18 protein-coding genes, 1 tRNA gene and 1 other annotated feature are annotated in these 25,098 nt (G+C 51.8%); all 19 genes read right to left on the bottom strand.

The genetic code is table 11. From position 1 onward, the window contains the following. Positions 1 to 27: 27 nt before the first annotated feature. Positions 28 to 645 carry a phosphoribosylanthranilate isomerase gene (locus FYJ35_RS06515; RefSeq protein WP_154524748.1) on the bottom strand — a complete coding sequence of 206 codons (618 nt, stop codon included), beginning with the start codon at positions 643 to 645 and terminating at the stop codon, positions 28 to 30. Continuing rightward, positions 642 to 1,463 (bottom strand): indole-3-glycerol phosphate synthase TrpC, encoded by an 822-nt coding sequence (gene trpC, locus FYJ35_RS06510; RefSeq protein ID WP_154524746.1) that lies wholly within the window; start codon positions 1,461 to 1,463, stop codon positions 642 to 644. Before trpC ends, FYJ35_RS06515 begins: the two co-directional genes overlap by 4 nt. Before the next feature lie 19 nt (positions 1,464 to 1,482). Continuing rightward, entirely contained in the window at positions 1,483 to 2,505 is a 1,023-nt protein-coding gene (trpD, locus tag FYJ35_RS06505; protein ID WP_154524744.1) for an anthranilate phosphoribosyltransferase, read from the bottom strand. Then, the gene (locus FYJ35_RS06500) at positions 2,498 to 3,109 is read right to left on the bottom strand and encodes an anthranilate synthase component II (RefSeq protein WP_154524742.1); all 612 of its coding nucleotides are present in this window, start codon (positions 3,107 to 3,109) and stop codon (positions 2,498 to 2,500) included. The genes trpD and FYJ35_RS06500 overlap by 8 nt, the downstream gene beginning before the upstream one ends. Next, positions 3,106 to 4,578: an anthranilate synthase component I family protein gene (locus FYJ35_RS06495; protein ID WP_154524740.1), complete on the bottom strand. Its 1,473-nt coding sequence runs from the start codon at positions 4,576 to 4,578 to the stop codon at positions 3,106 to 3,108. Before FYJ35_RS06495 ends, FYJ35_RS06500 begins: the two co-directional genes overlap by 4 nt. Positions 4,579 to 5,302: 724 nt before the next feature. Next, positions 5,303 to 5,375, bottom strand: a tRNA-Ala gene (locus tag FYJ35_RS06490). 137 nt (positions 5,376 to 5,512) lie between these two features. Further along, on the bottom strand, positions 5,513 to 6,751 hold the full coding sequence (gene tuf / locus FYJ35_RS06485) for an elongation factor Tu (RefSeq protein ID WP_154524738.1): 1,239 nt from the start codon (positions 6,749 to 6,751) through the stop codon (positions 5,513 to 5,515). 138 nt (positions 6,752 to 6,889) lie between these two features. Further along, positions 6,890 to 9,004 carry an elongation factor G gene (gene fusA, locus FYJ35_RS06480; protein ID WP_154524736.1) on the bottom strand — a complete coding sequence of 705 codons (2,115 nt, stop codon included), beginning with the start codon at positions 9,002 to 9,004 and terminating at the stop codon, positions 6,890 to 6,892. A 24-nt stretch (positions 9,005 to 9,028) separates the two neighbouring features. Then, positions 9,029 to 9,499: a 30S ribosomal protein S7 gene (rpsG, locus tag FYJ35_RS06475; RefSeq protein ID WP_277067732.1), complete on the bottom strand. Its 471-nt coding sequence runs from the start codon at positions 9,497 to 9,499 to the stop codon at positions 9,029 to 9,031. 192 nt (positions 9,500 to 9,691) lie between these two features. Continuing rightward, positions 9,692 to 10,114 (bottom strand): 30S ribosomal protein S12, encoded by a 423-nt coding sequence (rpsL, locus tag FYJ35_RS06470; protein WP_154524732.1) that lies wholly within the window; start codon positions 10,112 to 10,114, stop codon positions 9,692 to 9,694. Between the two features lie 151 nt (positions 10,115 to 10,265). Continuing rightward, entirely contained in the window at positions 10,266 to 11,135 is an 870-nt protein-coding gene (locus FYJ35_RS14830) for a VanZ family protein (protein WP_154524730.1), read from the bottom strand. 191 nt (positions 11,136 to 11,326) lie between these two features. Continuing rightward, entirely contained in the window at positions 11,327 to 15,193 is a 3,867-nt protein-coding gene (rpoC, locus tag FYJ35_RS06460; RefSeq protein WP_154524728.1) for a DNA-directed RNA polymerase subunit beta', read from the bottom strand. A gap of 13 nt (positions 15,194 to 15,206) precedes the next feature. Beyond that, positions 15,207 to 19,085: a DNA-directed RNA polymerase subunit beta gene (gene rpoB, locus FYJ35_RS06455; RefSeq protein WP_154524726.1), complete on the bottom strand. Its 3,879-nt coding sequence runs from the start codon at positions 19,083 to 19,085 to the stop codon at positions 15,207 to 15,209. A gap of 272 nt (positions 19,086 to 19,357) precedes the next feature. Further along, entirely contained in the window at positions 19,358 to 19,732 is a 375-nt protein-coding gene (gene rplL / locus FYJ35_RS06450; protein WP_154524724.1) for a 50S ribosomal protein L7/L12, read from the bottom strand. A gap of 50 nt (positions 19,733 to 19,782) precedes the next feature. Further along, on the bottom strand, positions 19,783 to 20,307 hold the full coding sequence (rplJ, locus tag FYJ35_RS06445; protein WP_154524722.1) for a 50S ribosomal protein L10: 525 nt from the start codon (positions 20,305 to 20,307) through the stop codon (positions 19,783 to 19,785). Between the two features lie 36 nt (positions 20,308 to 20,343). Continuing rightward, positions 20,344 to 20,477: a sequence feature (ribosomal protein L10 leader region), on the bottom strand. A 100-nt stretch (positions 20,478 to 20,577) separates the two neighbouring features. After that, positions 20,578 to 21,474, bottom strand: a complete 897-nt coding sequence (locus tag FYJ35_RS06440; RefSeq protein WP_235906422.1) for an alpha/beta hydrolase — start codon at positions 21,472 to 21,474, stop codon at positions 20,578 to 20,580. Positions 21,475 to 21,529: 55 nt separating this feature from the next. Beyond that, complete coding sequence (locus FYJ35_RS06435; RefSeq protein WP_154524720.1) at positions 21,530 to 21,988, bottom strand: DUF523 domain-containing protein; 459 nt, start codon at positions 21,986 to 21,988, stop codon at positions 21,530 to 21,532. A gap of 192 nt (positions 21,989 to 22,180) precedes the next feature. Further along, positions 22,181 to 23,089 (bottom strand): helix-turn-helix domain-containing protein, encoded by a 909-nt coding sequence (locus FYJ35_RS06430; protein ID WP_154524718.1) that lies wholly within the window; start codon positions 23,087 to 23,089, stop codon positions 22,181 to 22,183. Continuing rightward, positions 23,086 to 25,095 (bottom strand): phosphotransferase, encoded by a 2,010-nt coding sequence (locus FYJ35_RS06425; protein WP_328597055.1) that lies wholly within the window; start codon positions 25,093 to 25,095, stop codon positions 23,086 to 23,088. The genes FYJ35_RS06430 and FYJ35_RS06425 overlap by 4 nt, the downstream gene beginning before the upstream one ends. Positions 25,096 to 25,098 lie beyond the last annotated feature (3 nt).

Genomic DNA, 25,098 nt, shown 5'->3' with positions numbered 1-25,098 from the left:
ATCTTACAGAGTTCCCCTCCAGCATCTTCACACATCCATCTCTCTGACCCTGCTGATTAGCTGTCTGACCTTTTCCTCGTCCTTGTGTCCGTCTGTTTCGACTCCGCTGCTGACATCCACCGCATAGGGGTGCAGCAGTCTGACTGCTTCCTCAACATTCTCCGGATTCAGCCCTCCTGCAAGGAAGAACGGCCTGTTCATACTCTCGATCTTCCTCCAGTCGAATGTCTGCCCGCTCCCCTGTCCGCCGTCCAGGAGCACATCATCCGCCGTACTTGCCTCAGCCTGACAAATGTCTTTCGCCGAGTGAATCTGAAAGGCTTTCATGATTCGGATTTCTGAAGGAATCAGCTGCCTCAGTTCTGAGATATAACGCTCATCCTCGCATCCATGGAGCTGGACGATGTCAAGCTGCTGCCTGCGGGCAATCTGCGCGATCTGCTCCACAGGCTGATCTACAAACACGCCAACTTTCCTGATTCCTGGATGCAGCAGCTTCGACAGCTTCTCCAATGTATCAGACGGTACATACCGCCGGAACCGGCTGCAGCAGATAAAGCCCGCATAGTCCGGCTGAAAGCGGTTCACGATACGGATGTCCTCCTCTGACCTCAAGCCGCAGATCTTGATCTTCGTTACGCTCATAGTGCTTCGTCCTGCTTTTCATTCCCGGTCTGGCATAGTCTTTTCAGTTCCCGAAGTGCGGCTTTTTTGTCTGCACTTTTCATCAGTGTCTCGCCGACCAGGACTGCATCCGTCCCGTTCTGGTAAAGCCGGGCAACATCCTCCGCTGTCCTGATCCCGCTCTCCGACACAAACAGCACATCCTTCGGAACCAGCTTCCGGAGCCTTGAGGAATTGCTGATGTCCACTGTAAAGTTCCGCAGATCCCTGTTATTGACCCCAACAATCCTCGCACCGGCATCGAGTGCCCGGCGGATCTCAGACTCGTCATGTGCTTCCACAAGAGCGGAAAGGCCAAGGCTGTCTGCAACCTGTATATAGGACCGAATCTGTTCCGTTTCCAGAATGGCACAAATCAGAAGGACCGCAGAGGCGCCCAGTATTTTTGCCCTGAATATCATGTACGGATCCACGGTAAAGTCCTTTCTCAAAACCGGAATACGAACCTGGACCGAGATGTCGCTCAGATATTGATCATTCCCAAGAAACCACCTCGGCTCTGTCAGGCAAGAAATGGCTGAAGCCCCGGCTTCCTCATAATCCAGTGCAATTTCACGGTATGGAAAATTCGGTGCAATCAGTCCCTTTGACGGCGAGGCCCGCTTGACCTCGCAAATCATGGACATCCCCCGCTCTCCGATTGCCTTCTCAAATGGAAAGCCTGTGTTGGTTTCCATCCCCTCTGCCTGCCGGCGTACTTCCACCAGCGGAATCCTTTTTTTCTCCTCCTCTGTCCGGTATCTTGCATAATCGGCAAGCTGCTGCAGTATATTTTCCATCAGTGCGTCCCTTTCATCCTCAGCTCACGGATTCTTTGATATAGCTTTCCATCTTTCTGTACGCATCGCCGGAATCAATGAGCTGCTCTGCCCTCTTTACGCCATCTGTCATTGTCCCGGAGGCTCCTGCAACATAAAGAGAAAGTCCTGCATTGAGAAGAACACTGTTTCGTTTCGTTCCCTGGATGCTCCCATTGAGAATCCCCCTTGTGATCTCTGCGTTCTCCTGAGGTGTTCCCCCGACCAGCTCTTCCTTGTTACCCCTTACAAGCCCCAGCTCCTCCGGTGTGATCACACTTGTCCGGTAATACCCATCTTTCAGCTCACAGACGGTCGTCGGTGCTGAGGCGGATACCTCATCCAGTCCATCCTGCCCGTGGACGACAAGCGCATTCTTTACCCCCATCCTGTCAAGAACCTTTGCGACCGGCTCAACCAGATATTCGTCATATACCCCCAGAAGGAAATAATCGGGATTTGCCGGATTGGTGATCGGTCCGAGGATATTAAACACCGTTCTGAATCCAAGCTCCTTCCGGATCGGCCCTACATATTTCATCGCACTGTGGTACTGCTGGGCAAACAGGAAACACATACCAACCTTCTCAAGCATCTCCAGGGCCTTTGCAGGATCCTGGTGAATATTCGCCCCGAGTGCTTCCTGGCAGTCCGCTGTTCCGCAAAGGGAGGATGCCGCGCGGTTTCCATGTTTTGCGACCTTCACCCCTCCTGCCGCGATCACAAAGGCACTTGTCGTCGAGATGTTAAACGTATGTGCCCCGTCCCCTCCTGTTCCGACAATCTCCAGAGCCTTCATTCCCGTGTGCGGTACAGGTGTCGCCTGCTCACGCATCGCAACCGCACACCCAGATATTTCGTCGATTGTTTCAGCCCTGGTGCTTTTCGTGGACAGTGATGCCAGAAATGCTGCATTCTGTGTCGCCGTTGTCTGGCCTGTCATGATTTCTTTCATGACACTGTATGCTTCCTCGTATGTCAGATCTCCCTTGTTTACAATCTTCTTGATGGCTTCCTTAATCATCTTCTCCTCCTTCGGCTATCATACGATGCCTTCCGCAAATACTGATAAAATTATCCAGGATCTGTTCTCCCTGTGGTGTCATGACGCTTTCCGGATGAAACTGCAGTCCATAGAGTTTTCTCTCTTCTTCCTCTATGGCCATCACCTCTCCATCCTCCGACTTTCCCGTTACCGTAAGCCCTGTCCCTGAAAGCGAATTTTCCTCAACGGTAAGTGAATGATACCGCGCCACCTTGATCTGGTCCGGGAGTCCTTTGAAAAGCAGGCTCCTGTTGTCAATCCGGACAACTGATTGCTTACCGTGGACAATTCGTTTTGCATAACCGACCTTTCCGCCACATGCGACTGCGATTGCCTGTTCCCCCAGACAGACACCCAGGATCGGGCAGGTCCCACTCAGCTTGCCGACTACCTCAATACATACACCTGCCTCCTCCGGTCTTCCCGGGCCAGGAGAAAGCACGATTCCGGATGGTGTCATTTTTCTGATATCTGAGATCGTGACAGCGTTGTTTCGGACAACCCTGATGTCTGGCAGCAGGCTTCCCAGCATCTGATAGAGGTTGTAACTAAAACTATCAAAATTATCAATCAGAAGAATCATTCTTCCACCTCCTCTGCCATGCGGATGGCATCGATGACTGCAGAGGCTTTATTCATGCATTCCTGATATTCCTGATCCGGAATGCTGTCTGCCACAATTCCGGCACCGGACCTGACAAATACTTTGCCGTTTTTCTTGTAAGCCAGCCGAATAGCGATGCAGACATCCAGATTCCCACTGAAGTCAACATATCCGACAGCTCCGCCGTAAAGTCCGCGCCTGTCTCCCTCAAGCTGGCTGATCAGCTCACAGGCACGGAACTTCGGTGCCCCCGAAAGGGTCCCTGCAGGCAGAACCGAATCAACGGTATCAATCACCGATACGTCATCCCGCAACAGTCCCCTGACTTCTGATCCTATGTGCATCACCTTGGAATACCGGAGAATATCCATGTATCGCTCCACGCGGACGCTGCCAAACCTGCACAGGCGCCCAAGATCATTTCTTCCAAGATCGACCAGCATATTATGCTCCGCACGCTCCTTCTCATCTGCGAGGAGCTCGCGTTCAAGCTGCTCATCCTCCGAAGCTGTGCATCCCCTTCTTCTTGTCCCGGCCAGAGGAAACGTTCTGACTTCTCCGTCTGTGACCTTCACAAGCGTTTCAGGCGATGCACCGGCAATCTCAACATCATTACCGGAAAAGTAGAACATATATGGAGAAGGATTCGTCGTTCTCAGAATCCGGTATGTGTTTAAAAGACTGCCTTCATATGCTGCCTGCATCGGATTAGAAAATACGAGCTGAAAAATATCACCCTCATGAATATAATGCTTGATTTCCTCCACTTTCTTTGTATACGCTTCTCTTGAAAGCTTTGGTCTGAGGGTTTCTTTCAATTGTCCCCGCTGAATCTTTTTGGGCTTTCCATACCTGACGAGCTTCTCCATCTCTTCCAGCATCAGGACGGCCTTGTTATATTCCGTCTCCAGGTCGGCTGTCCGGATGTTGACGATTAGCAAAAGTTTCTGCTTCAGGTGATCGTAGCAGATCAGCTTATCGAAAAGCATCAGGTTGACATCATCAAAGTGCTCTTTGTCTTCCGCTGCCAGTTGAAGCTCTGGTTCTCCATATTGCAGGTACTCATAAGAAAAATATCCGATCAGTCCTCCAGTCAAGGAAGGAAGTCCCTCAATCCGGGGGGATCGGTTATCCTGTATCACTTTCCTGATCACATCTCCGGGATGTCCGATTGTTACATGAATATCACTTCCCGAACGGATCGTCAGTTCATGATCCTTACAGGAAAGTTCCATGGAAGGGTCATATCCCAGAAATGTATATCGGCCCCATCGTCTTGCATCCTCACAGCTTTCAAGCATGAAACAGTGCTCCGATACATTCATGAGAGCCTTCAATGTCTCCACCGGGGTACGGATATCCGCAAGCAGCTCACGCGTGATCGGTACTCTTTTGAAGTCTCCAAGTGAAGCTCGCCGCCTGGCTTCGCCGATGCTTGTCTGGTTCATATTCCTTTCCTCCTGCGTTTTCCTGTTCCTACTACTGCCTACGATCATAATCCTGCATGCGCTTGCACTTGCTGCAAGAATACGATATTGGACTGACCATAAAAAAAACCCTGACAGATTCCACTTGAAATCTGTCAGGGACGATTGAATCGCGGTGCCACCCTGCTTCATGGATATACCCATGCACTTTACGAGATACCATCATATCTCCGGCTACTAACGTAAGCCCCACGTAGCACGATACTAAAGAAACAGAACGCTTCCTGTTCTCTGCTCCCTCAGCGGGCCATTTAGATGACATAATGCTCTCATCTGCTGCGATCACAGCTCCGGATTGTATTGTGTCTGCATTCCACCACCACAGGCTCTCTGTACCAGCATATCCGGCTTTATCTCCGCTTCATCGGTTTATTGTTTTTTGAAGTTGTACGTAGAATACTGCGAAACTGTTCGGCTGTCAATACTTTTTTATCGGGTTATTCTTGATTCATGATGTCAGAGCAGGATATTTTTTGAATCTTAGAAACAATTCGATGCGATCATTACAGTGTTAAATGTCCTCCTTCTCGCATACTTGCTTTTTGGTGGGGACTGGACTTATTGATACGCCCCACATGAGGCAGGAAGCAGAGCGCAGATTACACGAGAATGCCGAATGTTGCAACGTGATGAGAATTCTCTTTAATCTAAAAAAAGAGCATCCAAATGAATGGATGCCCTTTCCTGGAGCATATGAGATTCGAACTCACGACCTCTACAATGCGAATGTAGCGCGCTCCCAACTGCGCTAATGCCCCATATTGGAAGCCCGGAAACCCGGGCTCCCTATGCGATTGCTCGCACATATGCCAGTATAACATTATCCAGGTATTATGCAACCCGTATTCTCAGGAAATCACAACTCCTGGATCCTCCATCCGCGTAATCTCAGAAATTACTCAACGATGGAAACGACACGTCCGGATCCGACAGTACGGCCGCCTTCACGGATAGCAAAGGTATCACCCTGCTCCATAGCGATGGTGTGAATGAGCTCAATGCTCATCTCAACGTTATCGCCCGGCATGCACATCTCTGTTCCCTCCGGAAGAGAGATAACACCCGTAACGTCGGTTGTTCTGAAATAAAACTGCGGACGATAGTTGTTGAAGAACGGCGTATGACGGCCACCCTCGTCCTTGGTCAGAACATAGACCTGAGCGGTAAACTTCTTGTGGGTGTGAACAGAACCCGGCTTGCAGATAACCTGTCCTCTTTCGATTGCAGTTCTGTCGATACCACGAAGAAGAATACCAACGTTGTCACCAGCCTCTGCAAAGTCGAGCGTCTTGTGGAACATCTCAAGGCCTGTTACAACAGACTTTTCAGGCTCATCCTTAATACCGACAATCTCAACCGGGTCATTCAGTCTGATCTCACCACGCTCGACACGGCCGGTAGCAACCGTACCACGTCCGGAGATGGTGAAGACATCCTCGACAGGCATCAGGAACGGCTTGTCGTTGTCACGGGTAGGAGTCGGAATATACTCGTCAACCGTATTCATCAGATCCATGATGCAGTCGCCCCACGTCTTGTCCGGGTTGTCAGCATCAAGCGGATCGCCGTTTGCAAGAACAGCCTTTGCATCCTGATCCTGAAGTGCCTGGAATGCAGATCCCTTCACGATCGGGCAGTCCTCAAAGCCTTCCTTCTCAAGCTCCTCGGTAACTTCCATCTCAACCAGCTCAAGCAGCTCCGGGTCGTCGATCATATCGCACTTGTTCAGGAATACGATAATCTTCGGAACACCAACCTGGCGGGCAAGAAGGATATGCTCCTTCGTCTGCGCCATAACACCATCTGTTGCAGCAACAACAAGGATTGCACCATCCATCTGAGCTGCACCAGTGATCATGTTCTTGACATAGTCAGCATGGCCTGGGCAGTCGACATGAGCATAATGTCTCTTCTCAGTCTGATACTCGACATGAGCGGTAGAAATCGTGATACCACGCTCTCTTTCCTCCGGAGCCTTATCGATCTGATCGAATGCCTCGAATGCATTGCCCGGGACCCTCTTTGCAAGGACAGCCGTGATTGCAGCGGTCAGGGTTGTTTTACCATGGTCGACATGTCCGATGGTACCAATGTTTACATGCGGCTTGCTTCTGTCAAACTTCTGCTTTGCCATCTCTAAATCCTCCTTAAACTGTGCCGATATCCGGCTCGACTGTGCCGAAGATCGGCATCGTCTTATAAACACAAGTCTGAAATTAATTATATTTCAGACTTGTGCTTTTTGCAAGTACTTTGTAGGCTCAGGCTATGATCACTTTCCCTGATCCTTGAGAACCTTCTCCTGAATGTTCTTCGGAACCGGATCATAGTGATCGAAGAACATGGAATAGTTTCCACGTCCCTGTGTCTTCGAACGAAGATCGGTTGCATATCCGAACATCTCTGCAAGCGGAACATATCCGCGGACCATCTTTCCGCCACCGATATCATCCATGCCTTCGATTCTTCCACGTCTGGAGTTGATGTCTCCAATGACATCTCCCATGTACTCCTCAGGCGTAGAAACCTCCACCTTCATGATCGGTTCCAGAAGCACCTCGCCCTTCTGCTCAGCCTGCTTGAATGCCATCGATCCTGCAATGTGGAAAGCCATCTCAGAGGAGTCGACTTCATGATAGGATCCATCATAGACCTCTGCCTGAACGCCGATAACCGGATACCCGCCAAGCGCTCCAGCCTTCATAGCATCCTGAATACCTTCGTCAACGGACGGTATGTACTCCTTCGGAATGGAGCCGCCAACGGTGCTGTTGATGAACTTATAGGTCTCCTCTCCGTTCGGATCCATCGGCTTGAAGCGGACCTTCGCATGTCCGTACTGTCCTTTACCACCGGACTGGCGGACATACTTGCTGTCAATGTCGCATTCCTTCGTAATAGTTTCCTTATAGGCAACCATCGGGGCACCGACATTCGCCTCAACGTTATACTCACGGAGCAGTCTGTCGACAATGATGTTCAGATGAAGCTCACCCATGCCGGCGATGATGGTCTGACCCGTCTGCTCATCTGTATGCTGACGGAAGGTCGGATCCTCCTCCGCAAGCTTTTCAAGCGCTTCTCCAAGCTTTGTCTGTCCGGCCTTTGTCTTCGGCTCGATTGCGAGCTCGATAACCGGCTCCGGGAACACCATCGACTCAAGAATGATCGGATGCTGATCATCGCAGATGGTATCACCTGTAGATGAGAACTTAAATCCGATTGCAGCCGCGATGTCACCCGAGTAAACCTTCGTCAGCTCATGGCGCTTATTCGCATGCATCTGAAGAATACGTCCGACACGCTCCTTCTTATCCTTTGTTGCATTCAGGACATAGGAACCTGCGTTGCAAGTACCAGAATACACACGGAAATATGCAAGTCTTCCGACAAACGGATCGGAGACGATCTTGAAGACCAGCGCTGCAAACGGTGCGTCGTCGGAGGACGGCCTTGTCTCCGGGTTGCCGTCAAGATCCGTACCTGCCACATCCGGGACATCCGTCGGGGCCGGCATATAGGCGATCACAGCATCCAGCAGCTTCTGAATTCCCTTGTTCTGATGAGCAGAACCACAGAGAACCGGGACTGCCTTGTTCTCGATTGTTGCCTTGCGGAGTGCTTTCTTCAGATCATCGATGGACGGTTCCTCGCCATCGAGATACTGCATCATCAGCTCTTCATCAAAATCGCAGATCTTTTCAACAAGCTCTGTATGAGCAGCTTCAGCCTCATCCTTCATGTCGTCCGGGATATCGACAACCGAAATGTCCTCGCCCTTCGTGTCATTGTAGATATAAGCCTTCATCTCAAACAGATCGATAATGCCCTTGAAGTAATCTTCCTTACCGATCGGAAGCTCGACGACAACCGGGTTCTTGCCCAGCTTTGTCACGATCTCGTGAACGGTATTCGGGAAGTTTGCTCCCAGGATATCCATCTTGTTGACAAATGCAATACGCGGAACACTGTATTTGTCTGCCTGACGCCAGACATTCTCTGACTGCGGTTCCACGCCGCCCTTTGCGTCAAACACACCTACAGCGCCATCAAGAACGCGCAATGAACGCTCTACCTCAACAGTGAAGTCGACGTGGCCTGGGGTGTCGATGATATTGATACGGTACTCCGGAGCGCCCTCGATCTTCTTTGTCTGGAACTGTGGTGTCCAATGGCAGGTTGTTGCCGCGGATGTAATCGTAATACCGCGCTCCTGCTCCTGAGGCATCCAGTCCATGGTCGCCGTTCCTTCATATGTCTCACCGATCTTATAGTTGACACCGGTGTAATAAAGGATACGCTCGGTCAAAGTAGTCTTGCCCGCATCGATGTGAGCCATAATACCGATATTTCTGGTTCGCTCAAGCGGATACTCTCTTCCAGCCATTCATTTCCTCCTAAAGGTATGCGATCAGAAACGATAATGCGCAAATGCCTTGTTGGCCTCTGCCATCTTGTGCACTTCTTCCTTCTTCTTCACGGACGAGCCGGTATTGTTCGCTGCATCCATGAGCTCATTCGCAAGGCGATCCTGCATGGTCTTCTCCGCTCTGTTTCTGGAATAAGCAGTGATCCAGCGAAGCGCAAGAGCCTGTCTTCTGTCCGGCTTGACCTCGATCGGTACCTGATATGTTGCACCGCCGATTCTTCTTGCCTTGACCTCAAGCACCGGCATGACGTTGTTCATGGCTTCCTCGAATACCTCGATTGCCGGCTTGCCAGTCTTCTGTTCCATCTTGTCAAAAGCGCCGTATACGATCTTCTGAGCGACGCCCTTCTTGCCATCGAGCATGATGCTGTTGACCAGCTTTGTCACAACCTTATCGTTGTACTTCGGGTCAGCCAGCACATCTCTCTTCTGAACATGTCCTTTACGTGCCACGTTCCTTCCCTCCTTAATTATCGGGACCCCTCCTCGGGGCTTCAATTAGATCACAGGTACTCACGTTCCTACGTGTTTCGTGTCAGATCGGGCATCTTCCTCACAGCAGCCACACTGGTGATTCGGATGATCCTACTGAGAAAAACGTTCTTCATGTGAAACCGGATGATTGTCAACTTGTTCTCGCCTGAATTACTTCGCGGAAGCCTTCGGCCTCTTAGCGCCGTACTTGGAACGGGCCTGACGCCTGTTTGCAACACCTGCCGTATCCAGCGTTCCTCTGATGATGTGGTACCTGGTACCCGGAAGGTCCTTGACACGTCCGCCGCGGATCATGACAACGCTATGTTCCTGAAGATTATGGCCCTCACCCGGAATATAGGTTGTAACCTCAAGTCCGTTGGAAAGACGTACACGGGCAATCTTACGAAGAGCAGAATTCGGCTTCTTCGGGGTCGCAGTCTTGACTGCTGTGCAGACACCACGCTTCTGCGGAGAGTTATCGTCGATCGGTCTCTTCTTCAGAGAGTTGAAGCCCTTCTGAAGTGCCGGTGCAGTCGACTTCTTCGCAGCGGTCTGTCTGCCTTTTCTGACTAACTGGTTGAATGTAGGCATTCCTCTTTCACCTCCTGGTTTTTTGCGGCTCCTGATCCGATATCAGAATCTGCCGCTGTGGCTGCTATCCATCAAAAATAGAGCGTGCTGAACACACGCCCCATTATTATAGAAATCGCGCTCACTTCTGTCAAGAAGCCATTACCGCTTTTTATCTCTTTTTCCGATGAAACAGCGGGATATCATCCGACAGTTCATCCGGTGCATCGTAATCATTCCCTGCAAGTTCATCTTCTTCGCGCTCATACCCTGCGTGTTCATCCTCAGGATAAGGATATACGCTTCTATCCCAGCTGTCCTGACCGTATCTGCCTTCCATGTATGGGTTCGATGAGTAACGGTCTCTGCGGGTCATTTCATCCGGACGGTACGCTCTTGTCTGCCCCTGGGATCTGTCTTTTTCAAATGTCTGATCGGCTGTCTGTCGCATATCATCTTTCCGCTCACGCCTTCTCAGCATTTCCTCCCGGTAGGCAAGCTCCTCCTCCCGTCTGTCCAGCTCCTGCTGGATCTTCCGCTGCTGCCGCTCCATTCTTGGCCCTGTTACTGAGACACGGGCTGACCAGCCCAGGATCCTTACAAGAATGATTCCAATGAAGATGCCAATCGAATCGATCCCCACATCGCGCGGGGTTGCGACTCTTCCCGCCACCATCGCCTGATGCCGTTCGTCTCCGAACGCATATCCCACGCAGATTGCGCCTGCAAGGAGCATCAGAAGAATCCCCCTGACGCCATATACATACAGTGGGAATGAGACAGCCACAGCAAGCAGGAAATATTCCGTCACATGAGCGCCCTTCCGCACATACTTGTTAATCTGATTCGCTTTCTCCTGTATCTGCCAGTTCTCCCAGTTCTGCTGTGTAACCTTATTATATGTAGAAACGATAGACTCACTGACTTTGTAGCTCGTGGAAGACGAGACTTCCCCGGGCTGAGCCGAGAATGAATAGATCATATACATGATGAGAAGAGCCGGTATAAAAGACAGCGGCTTGAAAAATGTAATGATTTTCATGAAGATGATCCTCCGATTGCGCTATCTTATCACCAGTTGCCGGAAGCGTCCACTTTCACAGGCAAAATTAAGAAAAAAAGCTGCTGCATCATAAAGAATGCAGCAGCTGTCCGTTTGGTTTCTGTTCTGTTGTCTGTCAACAGGGGCTGCTTTCACAGCACCCTATCTTTCGGAAATCTACAGCTGACAATTCAGCTCTCCGATGTTTCAGACGGTACATTCTCCTGCACTTCATCCAGTGCAATCACGTCATTGCCGCGGCTGTCATCGCCGGACTCCATCAGATCATCTTCATCCTTCAGGAGTTCTCCTTCCGGAATATCGACTGCACTTGTGTCCAGCTTAACGCTGCGATAACGCTTCATACCGGTCCCCGCAGGAATCAGTTTTCCGATGATGACGTTCTCCATCGGGCCTACCAGATGGTCAACCTTGCCCTTGATCGCAGCATCTGTCAGAACCTTCGTGGTTTCCTGGAAGGAAGCCGCCGAAAGGAACGACTCAGTCGCTAAAGAAGCCTTTGTAATACCAAGAAGCACCTGTGTTGAGGTTGCCTCCTTGAGGCCTCTCTCCCGAAGCTTCTCATTAACAGCGTCCAGCTCAAGGCCATCGATCAGTGTACCCGGCAGCATCTGGGAGTCACCCGGATCCGCCACACGGACCTTCTTCATCATCTGACGGACGAGAACCTCAATGTGTTTGTCGGAAATCTCAACACCCTGGAGTCTGTATACTCTCTGTACCTCGCGGAGCAGATAGTCCTGAACGGCATTGACCCCCTTGATCTTCATCAGATCGTGCGGATTCACCGAGCCTTCGATCAGCTGATCTCCCGCCTCGACATGGTCTCCTTCCTGCAGATACGTCCCGTCATCCTTATGCTTGGTCTCCGTTCCGAACGGCTTCAGGTAAGTCTTGGAATCTCCGGTTTCCTCGTTTGTGACGGTAATCTCAACCTTGTTCTTGGTCTCGGTGAAATGGATCGTTCCCGAGATATCGGAGATGATTGCCATACCCTTCGGCCTGCGTGCCTCAAACAGCTCCTCGACACGAGGAAGACCCTGTGTGATATCGCCGCCCGCGACACCGCCGGTGTGGAAGGTTCTCATCGTCAGCTGCGTACCCGGCTCACCAATGGACTGAGCGGCGATGATACCGACCGGCTCACCGACCTGTACAGCCTCGCCTGTCGCCATATTGGAACCATAGCACTTCGCGCAGATACCGATCCGGCTGCGGCAGGTCAGAATCGAACGAATCTTTACCCGCGTGATCGCATTGCCGTCCGCATCGACGCCCACGCTCATGATTTTCTCTGCCCTGGCCGGTGTAATCATATGATTTGCCTTGACCAGAACATTGCCGTCCTTATCGCAAATGGTCTCAGCCGCATAACGTCCGGTGATCCGTTCCTGAAGGCTTTCGATCATTTCCTTCCCGTATGCGAACTTTGAGATGTATCTGCCCGGGATCTCTCCCTTGCCTTCACAGCAGTCCACCTCGCGGATGACCAGATCTTGGGAGACGACGACCATTCGTCTTGTCAGGTATCCGGAGTCTGCCGTACGCAGTGCGGTGTCAGACAGACCCTTGCGGGCGCCATGTGCCGACATGAAATATTCCAGGACGTCCAGTCCTTCACGGAAATTCGACTTGATCGGCAGCTCGATCGTGTGACCGGTCGTATCCGCCATCAGTCCGCGCATGCCGGCCAGCTGCTTGATCTGCTTGTCGGAACCACGGGCTCCGGAGTCGGCCATCATGAAAATATTGTTGTACTTATCGAGGCCGGAAAGCAGATCTTTCGTCAGCTCATCATCCGTCTTCTTCCAGGTATCTACAACAGCGCGATAGCGCTCGGTATCCGTAGAAAGACCTCTGCGGTACTTCATATTGATTTTGTCGACAGCAGTCTGTGCCTTGGCCAGCAGGTCAGGCTTCTCCTTCGGTACAGTCATGTCAGAAATGGAAACCGTCATGCCGGCTCTCGTCGAATAACCGTATCCCATCGCCTTGACATTATCCAGCACCTCAGCGGTCCGCGTTGCACCATGAACATTGATGACGCGTTCCAGGATCTTCTTCTGGTCCTTCTTTTTAACCAGCTGGTCGACTTCAAGCTTCAGCTCGTTTCCAGGAATGGAACGATCGACAAATCCCAGATCCTGCGGTATCACCTCGTTAAACAGGAACCGGCCAAGCGTAGATTCTACAAGTCCGCTGAGTTCAGTTCCGTCCGGCATCTTCTTTGTAACGCGGATGCTGATCCGGCTCTGAAGCGAAACATACTTGTTCTCGTAGGCCAGAATGGCTTCATTCAGATTCTTGAAGACCATTCCCTCCCCGATCGAGCCGGGGCGTTCCTGTGTCAGATAGTAGATTCCAAGAACCATATCCTGAGATGGAACCGGGACCATTCCGCCATCCGAAGGCTTCAGGAAATTGTTCGGTGACAGCATCAGGAAACGGCACTCCGCCTGAGCCTCGACGGTCAGCGGAATATGGATTGCCATCTGGTCACCATCAAAGTCAGCGTTGAAGCCTGCACAGACGAGCGGATGAAGCTTGATGGCTTTTCCTTCCACAAGCGTCGGTTCGAATGCCTGGATTCCCAGCCTGTGAAGCGTGGGAGCACGGTTCAGCATAACCGGATGATCCTTGATGACATCCTCCAGGACATCCCAGACGCCAGGCTCAAGCCGTTCCACCATCTTCTTGGCATTCTTGATATTATGGCTGATGTTTCTGGCTACAAGCTCCTTCATGACGAACGGCTTGAACAGCTCGATTGCCATCTCCTTCGGAACACCACACTGATAGATCTTCATCTCCGGTCCGACAACAATAACGGAACGGCCGGAATAGTCGACACGCTTTCCGAGAAGGTTCTGACGGAAGCGTCCGCTCTTTCCCTTCAGCATATCAGAAAGAGACTTCAGCGCACGGTTGCCCGGGCCGGTGACCGGGCGCCCTCTTCTGCCGTTGTCAATCAGTGCGTCAACGGCCTCCTGGAGCATCCTCTTCTCGTTTCGCACGATGATGTCCGGCGCCCCAAGCTCAAGCAGCCTCTTGAGACGGTTGTTTCTGTTGATGATTCTGCGGTACAGATCATTCAGGTCGGATGTCGCAAAACGGCCTCCATCCAGCTGCACCATCGGGCGCAGATCCGGCGGAATAACCGGGATCACGGTCAGAATCATCCATTCCGGCTTGTTGCCAGACTCACGGAACGCTTCCGCAACTTCCAGCCTCTTGACAATCTTGACCTTCTGCTGGGCAGTCGCATTCTCCATCTTTTTCTTCAGCCGCTCGCACAGGTCCTCAAGGTCGATGTCCTGCAGAAGCTGCATGACAGCCTCCGCCCCCATCTGTGCCTTGAACATATGTCTGCCCATATCATTCGCGCGGAATCTGCGCTCTGACTCAGACAGATTGTCGTATGCCTCCTGTCCAATCTGGTTTTTCAGCGCCGCATCCCCGAGCTCCTGAACCTTCTTTTCATATGCGTTTTCTGTCAGTGTCTCCTTGTAGGCCAGTCCTGTCACAGGATCCGACTTGATGTCGACCTGGTTGAACTTCTCCGGATTCGGATCATTAACATTCGGATCAAGGACAATGTAATTTGCGAAATAGAGAACTTTCTCCAGTTCCTTCGGCGACATATCCAGGATCAGGCCCATCCTTGACGGAATCCCCTTGAAATACCAGATATGGGACACCGGGGCAGCCAGGCAGATGCAGCCCATGCGTTCACGCCTGACGCTCGACTTTGTAACCTCGACACCGCAGCGGTCACAAATCATGTTCTTATAGCGGATTTTCTTATACTTTCCGCAGTGGCACTCCCAGTCCTTCACCGGCCCGAAGATCCGCTCGCAGAACAGTCCATCCGTCTCCGGCTTGAGCGTTCTGTAGTTGATCGTCTCAGGCTTATTGACCTCGCCAAGCATGCCGTGCCTCGTTGCCCATTCCTTGATTCTCTCAGGGGAAGCCAGGCTGATCTTGATGGCGTCAAATGTCATGGACTGATACACTTCATTCGAAGTATTTTCCGGCATGAAAGCACTCCTTTCACTCATTGTCGTCGGTCAGTTCGAAATCCGGACTGTCGGAATTATCATAACCGTCTTCCTGCAGATCCAGAGAATCCCCTGAATCAGAGGAAGCGTTCTCATCGATTGCCTCCCCGTTCTCATCCTGGACCTGCATTCCATGGGAAGCAAAGGACTCCTTGTTGTTATCGTACTTATGGTCATTGTAATCATCAAAGATATGTCTCATATCAGTATCCCCGTAATCGACATTCTCAATGATCTTCACCTCTGTTCCGTCGTCCTTGAGCACGCGTACATCCAGTGCCAGGGACTGCAGCTCCTTCAGAAGAACCTTGAAGGATTCCGGAATACCAGGTTCCGGAATATTCTCACCCTTGATGATTGCCTCGTACGTCTTGACTCTCCCGATGACATCATCGGACTTGACCGTCAGAATTTCCTGAAGCGTATAGGAAGCACCATATGCCTCGAGCGCCCAGACCTCCATCTCTCCGAAACGCTGTCCGCCAAACTGAGCTTTTCCGCCGAGCGGCTGCTGCGTGACCAGGGAGTAAGGGCCTGTTGAACGTGCGTGAATCTTATCGTCAACCAGATGGTGCAGCTTCAGGTAATTCATGTGGCCGATCGTAGTCGGTCCGTCAAACGGCTCTCCGGTCCGTCCGTCTCTCAGCTGGACCTTGCCGTCTCTCGTGATCGGTACACCCTTCCACAGCTTCCTGTGGTCAAGGTGGTCATGAAGATACTCATAGACGTTCTCCATGAGCTCTCCCTTATGTTTTCTGCTGAAATCTTCCCAGCTCAGATTGACGTAATCGTTTGCCAGCTCCAGCGTATCCTGAATCTCAGACTCAGACGCTCCATCAAAGACCGGCGTCGAAACATTGAAGCCAAGCGCCATCGCCGCGAGAGACAGGTGAATCTCCAGAACCTGTCCGATATTCATACGGGACGGGACACCCAGAGGATTCAGAACGATATCAAGCGGGCGTCCGTTCGGCAGGAACGGCATATCCTCCACCGGCAGAATCCGGGAGACAACACCCTTGTTTCCATGACGGCCTGCCATCTTGTCGCCGACCGAAATCTTTCTCTTCTGCGCGATATAGATACGAACCGACTGGTTGACCCCCGGAGCCAGCTCATCGCCGTTCTCCTTCGTGAACACCTTCGCAGCCACAACAATTCCATACTCGCCGTGCGGGACCTTCAGAGATGTATCTCTCACCTCTCTTGCTTTCTCGCCGAAGATTGCACGCAGAAGGCGCTCTTCCGCTGTCAGCTCCGTCTCACCCTTCGGTGTTACCTTGCCGACCAGAATATCCCCGGCTCTCACTTCAGCGCCAATGCGGATGATTCCTCGATCGTCCAGATCTTTCAGGGCTTCATCCCCTACGCCTGGTACATCGCGGGTAATTTCCTCCGGTCCGAGCTTGGTATCCCTCGCCTCAGCCTCATACTCCTCAATATGGATGGATGTATAGGTATCGTACTTGACCAGGTTCTCGCTCAGAAGGACTGCATCCTCGTAGTTGTAGCCCTCCCAGGTCATGAACCCAATCAGCGGGTTTTTGCCAAGCGCCAGTTCACCGTTGCAGGTGGATGCGCCATCTGCAATGACGTCTCCCTTCTTTACAACATCGTTCTTGAAGACGATCGGTCTCTGGTTATAGCAGTTGCTCTGGTTGGAACGGACAAACTTTCTCAAATGATACTCGTCCAGCTGTCCGTCTGTCCTGCGGACGATAATCCGGTTTGCCTCAGAACGTTCCACCACGCCATCATGCTTTGCAACAATGCAGACACCTGAGTCTACCGCCGCCTTGACTTCCATACCGGTTCCGACAGCCGGAGCCATCGTAGTTAGAAGTGGGACAGCCTGACGCTGCATGTTGGATCCCATCAGTGCACGGTTTGCGTCATCATTCTGCAGGAACGGGATCAGTGCCGTTGCGACTGAGAAGACCATCTTCGGGGAGACATCCATATAGTCAAACATGTTGCGGTCATACGCCTGCGTCTCCTCACGGAAGCGGCCGGATACATTCTTGTTGATGAAATACCCATCCGCATCGAGCGGCGTGTTTGCCTGCGCAATATGGTACCTGTCTTCCTCGTCAGCTGTCATATAGACAACTTCATCTGTAACCCTCGGACGTCCCGGTTCGGAATGGTCGACCTTCCTGTACGGTGCCTCGACAAATCCATACTTGTTGATCCGTGCATAGCAGGCCAGGGAGTTGATCAGACCAATGTTCGGTCCTTCAGGTGTCTCAATCGGGCACATCCGTCCATAGTGAGAATAATGGACATCGCGGACCTCAAACCCGGCACGATCCCTTGAAAGTCCGCCAGGTCCCAGCGCGGAGAGACGTCTCTTATGTGTCAGCTCTGACAGCGGGTTGTTCTGATCCATGAACTGTGACAGCTGGGAAGATCCGAAGAACTCCTTGATTGCAGCCGTCACCGGTTTGATATTGATCAGGGACTGAGGTGTAATGCCCTCAATTTCCTGAGTGGTCATTCTCTCGCGCACCACCCGCTCGAGCCTGGAAAGCCCGATCCGGAACTGGTTCTGAAGCAGCTCGCCCACTGCGCGGATCCGGCGGTTCCCCAGGTGGTCAATATCGTCATCGCAGCCGATCCCGTACTCGAGGTGCATATTGTAGTTGATGGAGGCAAAGATATCCTCCTTTGTAATATGCTTCGGAATCAGATCGGTCACATGATGACGGATCTGATCTTTGATCTCCTCCGGATCGGTATACTCATCCAGGATCTTTCTCAGATACGGATAGTAAACAAGCTCCGTGATTCCAAGCTCCTCCGGCTTGCAGTCCACCCAAGCCCGAAGATCGACCATCATGGAGGAAAGAACCTTGACATTCCGCTCCTGGGTCTCAATCATGACACTCGGGATCGCAGCGTTCTGAATCTGATCCGCCAGCTCTTCTGTCACCTTTGTGCCTGCTTCAGCAAGGACCTCTCCTGTTGTCTCATCCACCACATCCTCCGCAAGGACGTGGCCGGCAATCCGGTTGCGGAGCAACAGCTTCTTATTATATTTATAGCGTCCGACCTTCGCGATATCATAGCGCTTCGGGTCAAAGAACATTCCGGAAATGAGAGACTCTGCGCTCTCCACCGAGACCGGCTCTCCCGGGCGGATTTTCTCATACAGTTTCTTGAGACCCGTCACCGTGTCAGTCGATTCATCCTTTTCGAAGGTGCTGATCAGCTTAGGCTCCTCGCCAAACAGGTCTATGATCTCCGCATTCGTCCCGACGCCGAGTGCACGGATCAGCGTTGTCACCGGCACCTTTCTGGTACGGTCTACACGCACCCAGAAGATGTCGTTGGCATCTGTCTCATACTCCAGCCAAGCGCCTCTGTTCGGAATGACTGTGCAGGAAAACAGCTTGGTTCCCGCCTTGTCTCTGGCAATCCCATAGTAGATACCCGGGGAGCGGACCAGCTGGCTGACGATAACACGCTCGGCGCCATTAATCACAAAAGTCCCCGTGTCTGTCATAATCGGGAGATCGCCCATGAAAATTTCATGCTCGCTGATCTCCTCGTTCTCTTTGTTGTGGAGCTTGACCTTGACCTTCAGCGGAGCAGCATACGTGGCATCACGCGCAGCACATTCTTCAATCGAATACTTTACATCGTCCGTGCAGAGTTTAAAGTCTCCGAATTCAAGGCTGAGCTTCCCGCCATAGTCCTCAATAGGAGATATGTCATCAAAAGCCTCCCTGAGACCGTCTGTCAGGAACCACTGGTACGAGTTTTTCTGTACTTCGATCAGATTCGGCATCTGAAGCACTTCTTCATGCCGCTGATAACTCATACGGACACTCTTACCAGTCTTCACCAGGCGAATTCTGTTTTTTTCCATTAACGTTCCACCTCTGTCTTTCTGCGCACACCAAGTCTACTTATGGGCGCACTAAGCCCCAGAACATAATCCCGGACAATAATGCAACCTATATGATACTACGTGCCTGAACAGAATGTCAATTCGTTTTTTTGTGATGACCGCCTATTAGAATCGTTTTATTTTTCCATTTTTCCATTCCTGTTATCTGTTTACAGACAGCCTTCAAAAAAAGGAACCCGGTCCGTTTCCGGCCGGGTTCCTTCTGGAATTGTCTCGATTAAGAAGCTCGATTACTTCAGGGTAACCTTTGCGCCCTGCTCCTCGATCTTCTTCTTCATCTCCTCAGCGTCAGCCTTGGAAGCCTGCTCCTTCACAACCTTCGGAGCGCCCTCGACAAGATCCTTTGCTTCCTTCAGACCAAGGCCGGTGATCTCACGGATAACCTTGATGACCTTGATCTTGTTCGGTCCGACATCGGTCAGCTCGACGTCAAACTCAGTCTTCTCCTCAGCCGGAGCAGCGCCTGCTGCAGGACCAGCAACAACAACGCCTGCTGCTGCGGATACGCCAAATTCCTCCTCGCAAGCCTTTACGAGGTCGTTCAGCTCGGTAACACTCAGTTCCTTGATTGCTTCAATAAACTCGGCAGTCGTAAGTTTTGCCATTTTTTCTTCCTCCTGTAAATAATCGTAACTCTGAATCAGAAAACTGTCTTTCAGGCTTCAGCCGGTGCTGCTTCTGCCGTGCCTTCACCCTCAGGCTGCTTCTCTGCAATCTGCTTGAGGACACGGGCAAAATTCGTGATCGGGGACTGGATGGATCCAAGCAGTCTTCCGAGCAGCTCGTCTCTGGACGGGATATCAGCGAGTGCCGTTACCCCTGCGGCGTCGTAATACTTGCCCTCAGCAACAGCCGCAACCATGGAAATGGTCGGATTGTTCTTGAGATGCTTCTTGATGATTCTCGCTGCTGCCACCGGGTCGTCCTTGGACACCGCGATCGCGTTTGCACCAAACAGGTGCTCGCACAGCGGCTCCAGATCGGTTCCCTGGAACGCACGCTTCATGAGGGTATTCTTGTAAACCTTGTAGACAACACCGCTCTCACGAAGTTCCTTGCGGAGAGATGTATCGCCTGCTACATTGATTCCAAGGTAGTTGACAAGAACAACTGACTGTGCGTCCTTGACATTCGCGGAGATCTCATCGACGATGGGCTGTTTCAATTCCACTTTTGCCATGAACCATTACCTCCTTCTTGATTGGTAATGACCGCTTCAGAATCAAGAAAAGCCTCCCTTTCTGTGCAGGGAGGCTGAAAATTCATACGAATTCACACTTCCTCGGCAGGCGCTGCTTGCATTATACCCTCGCGGGAACCTGCTGTCTCCGGCAGTCATCTGTTGCATCTTATCACAGGAAACCCTGTCTGTCAACTGCATTCTTTCACACGACACGCTTCATTCTTCATTCTTTCATTCGACACGCTTCCGGTCAGTCTGGTCAGTCTGTCAGTCCCTGCCGATCAGCCCCTGAAAAAAGGCACATTCCTCATCATTGCACTTCTGTCCTTCCGCTTCCTGTACAGTCACATGGAACACATGATAAAGCGGGTGCTCAGGGGATCCGAAGATGTGAAGTTCTGATCTTGCCCCCGCCTTCTCGTACGCACTGTGCAGAAACGGTGCCTGTTCTTTCAAGAAGTCTCCCTCACAGGTCATGATATAAGCCGGCGGAAAATTCCGGTTTACAAGGTGCAGCACATCGATTTGTTCTCTGCATGCCGGACTCTCCGGATGTGAAAGAAGATCTCCCAGCAGAACATTCCTCTCTACCCACCCATCATCATTCTCATGGTCTTCGAACCCGTACACGCCGCAGTTCATCCCGACTCCGCGCAGCCGAAAGCCTTCCGGCTTTTGAAAGGCAAACTGATTCCTGTATCCTTCGTCTGTCAGAAATGCACAGAACAGGCCTGTGATGTGGGCTCCTGCAGAATCTCCGACTGCAAAGACATTGTTGGTGTCGAAACCATATTCGTCCGCGTGTTTCATGATCCATGCAGCAACCGCGACCGTGTCCTGCAGCTGTGCGGGGAAAGGATGTTCCGGTGCAAGCCTGTAGGAATAATTGACCACTGCAAATCCCCGTCTGGCAAGCTCCATCCCGTAATACTGATACAGTTCCTTACATCCGTAAACCCATCCGCCGCCATGAATCAGCATGATCACCGGCAGTTTTCCTGCCTTATAACGATTCCTGTATACGTCCAGGGCATTCCAATCTCTGTCATCCCCATATGGGATATCATTATATCTTCTGATATATGCAGGTGTTGTCAGGCCTGCATCCCTCGCCTGGTCTCCCTTCGCCCATTCCACTCTCAGGCGTTCACTCACCTCAGACATGCCTCAATCCTCCTCGCTCTGCGTTTCACTTTCCAGTCTTCTGAATGCCCGAAGGCTATTGTCGTTCCTGCACATCCCTGATCTTTGCCCGTATCTGCTCCTTATCACCGATGTCCAGGACAGAGAATCCATCCCTTAGAAGAAGTTCCGCTGTCACACCGGTACCCGCTTCAAGCCTACCAGAAAAAGACCCGTCATACCGCTGCTTCACCCCACAGCTTGGACTTCTCGACTGAAGGATGATCAGATCCGGCTCTTCCTTCCGAGCAATCTCCAGGCACTTCTCTGCTCCCAGCCGGAAGGCCGCGTCAACATCCTGACCGTTCCGCGAAATCACCCTCCCGTTCCGAAGCTCCGATGGCTGCCGGGGCGTCGGAAGCCCGCCAAGCACTTCCGGACAGACTGCGATCACCTCGTGCCCGGAAAGCAGATTCAAAAGTTCTTCATCCCGGTTGTTTCCGCCATTATACTTGCAGTTTTCTCCAATCAGGCAGGCACTCACCATAATTCTCATAGACAGCTGCTCCCCTGCATTTTCAGTTTCTACCCTGTATTATAACGAACAGGCTGCACGCTGCAAAGTGACCCTTCCTCACAAAAACAAGAGGCCTGCAGCATCTGCACGCCTCTTATCTCTGTCGCCGGTTCAACGCCCGGCCGGGACACCTGTTTTATTCGATATCTTTGTTCCAGTGCTCGCCCGTCTTCACTGTATATTCTGCTTTTTTCGACGGTATTGCTTCGGTGTCAGGCCGGTGGAATCCCGGAAAACCCTTCCAAAATGACTGCTTTCTTTAAAGCCACACTTTGTTGCGATCTGAGCAATGCTGTAATTTTCTTCCGTCAGCATTCTGCAGGCCTGAACAATTCTGCACTGGTTGATATATGCACCTGGCGTTGTATGAAGATATTCCCTGAAGGCCCTGAAACACCCCCGCTCGCTCGTAAAACCAGCTTCGGCGATCATCTCAGTGGTCATCTTCTTCTCCAGATTCTCATTGATAAACAGCATCATCAGCTTCAGATTACTTTCCATCGACGAGTTCGGTTCCGCACCAGGGGCTGAAAACACCTTCAGCCGGCAAAGATCCAGCCAGATTTCTGAAAGCCTGTTCCGGATCTCCAGCTCGGAATAGGGGTCTGCAAGATCCATCTGAAAGGATTCCCTTATCCTGCCGATCGTCCGGCTCTGAGCCCCGCCGTCCGGTATCAGCTTGATCAGCTCGACGCAGGCATTCGATACAACCGGTTCCAGATACATGCTGTATATCCGGCTGTCCGGCTTTCCTCCGATCAGATCCGGCCCGAAAAGATGTACATACTGGATTGTATCATGGCTGCCCGAAGCCGAGCGGGTCGAATGCATGATATTGGAATTCACAAGTCCCGCCGTTCCCTGCTCGAATACAACTGACCCGGAGGGCGTATCGCACTCCATCGCACCAGACTCGATGTAGAACATCTCGAGCGCCTTATGCCAGTGCCAGGGCACGAAATCTCCCCCGTAGTTTTCAAAGTGCATGCGGGAAGCCCTGTAAGGAAATTCTTCCGTGTAATCCGGTATGATTTCTTCCTTATTACCTATTCGGATCTGATTCGAGTAAACGTCTTTCATCTCTTCTGGCTGTTTCTCCTGTCTTCCTCTTCCCTGACGATCCGCCGCATCTCATCCAGATGTTTCTCCATCTCGCTGACAAGCTTGAACTGTGTTCTTGCCCGATCCAGATTCTGCCCATCCCTTCGGATCGCAAAATATCGGTCCCCGTCCAGGTAATCTGTCAGAAAGCGGACCCCACACTCAAGTGTCATGATGATTGCCCCGAGTGGAAATGTCTCGATCTCCTTTTCCGAGAAATCCGGCCCGTATTCCAGATATCCCCTGGTAAAGATCCGGAAGCGCTCCAGATCAAGGGTCATCCGGCTCAGATTCCTTTCATCCTCAGCTGCCGTGGCCGCTCCAAAGCGGATGGCATCTCCGAAATCGTACGCCGCAAGTCCCGGCATCACCGTATCGAGATCAATGACGCACCTTGCCTTCCTTGTTTTCTCATCAAGGAGGACATTATTCAGCTTCGTGTCATTGTGCGTCACTCTGAGCGGTAGCGTTCCGTTTTGGCGCAGCCGGCACAGCTCTCCTGCACCTTTTTCCCTGTCCAGCGCAAACCGGATCTCCTCCGATACTCCGGCCGCCCTGCCAAGCGGATCCCGGCTGACTGTCTCACGAAAAATTCTGTACCGGTTCACAGTATTGTGAAAATCCGGAATGCTCTCGTGGAGCTCCTCTACAGGGAAATTCTGCATCAGCTTCTGAAAAGCACCGAACGCTGCCGCGCTCTGATAGAAATCATCATTGCTCTCCGGCGCCTGCAGGCAGATCGTTCCTTCGACGTAGTCATAAACTCTGTAGTATCCTGTCTCATCCCTGTAGTATGAACAGCCATCCAGATCATCGATCAGATTCAGGCTCCCGATCTGCATCTTCCCGGTCTCATCCGCCTGCTTTTTTGCATTTTTCTGTGCCAGCCGGATGACCCGCTCGATATTCTCCATCAGCGGCGGTACATCAAAGACCGTGTCCTTGATCTTCTGCAGAATGTACCGCTTTCCGGAGGTGGTCGTCACAAGATAAGTGGTATTAATGTGTCCCTCTCCATAGAGGCCGATGGAGACCGGCGCCCCATCGAGCGGGAAATGGTAGGCCGCTGCCGGTTTCATCCAGAGATGCTCCGGATAGATCCCTGCCTGTTTCTTTCGGATGACTGCCTGCTTCACCGAGTCCAGATCCGCCGCGTAGGTGACGCCGAACCACTTCTCCTCAGTCGGAATCACGCGGACAGTCGCCTTTTTCTCACGAATCAGCCTGTCCGGAATCGCAGGCAGAGCATACTCACACTTCAGCGGATTTTTATCCAGATTCTCCATTAAGAAAGAGGCAAAATCATGCTGAAACGATTTCAGAATTCCGTGCTGGAAGCCCCAGAGGTTCATCGATACGAGCGTCTGCCCCGGAAGAAAATGGAACGTTTTGCCATTGTCTTCTGTATACTCCGCATCCTCGCCCTTTCTGAAGATCTTCGTGCGCTCGACAATATGGCTCAGATATCCGTTCTCCTCCGTACAGATCCCGCGGGAGACGGAGCCGTTGTCCGTCACGGTATTGGCAATCCGGTATCCGACCATGGCATGCTCTGACTCTCCCCGCTCTTCCTTGAGGAAATCGTATATCTTCTGAAAAGAACTGCTTCCGTAGAAATCGTCCGCGTTGATCACGGCAAACGGCCCATCGATTGCTTCAGCCGCACACGCAATCGCATGCGCTGTCCCCCAGGGCTTTGTCCTGCCCTCCGGCACACTGAAGCCCTCCGGAAGCCGGTCCAGTTCCTGAAACACATACTTCACATCGAAGTACTTTTCAGCATTCCGACCGACCCCATTTTTAAAGTCTTCCTCGATCTGATGCTTGATGACAAAGACAATCTTTGTAAATCCTGCCCTCCTTGCATCATACAGAGAAAAATCGATGATCTTATGCCCTTCCTCATCCACCGGCGTGATCTGCTTCAGACCGCCAAACCGCGATCCCATTCCAGCCGCCAGAATCACTAATGCTGGTTCTCTCACTGT

Source organism: Porcincola intestinalis (assembly GCF_009696445.1).
Lineage (GTDB): Bacteria > Bacillota > Clostridia > Lachnospirales > Lachnospiraceae > Porcincola > Porcincola intestinalis.
The sequence above is the reverse complement of the archived record's forward strand: the minus strand, read 5'-3'. Positions and strand labels throughout refer to the sequence as shown.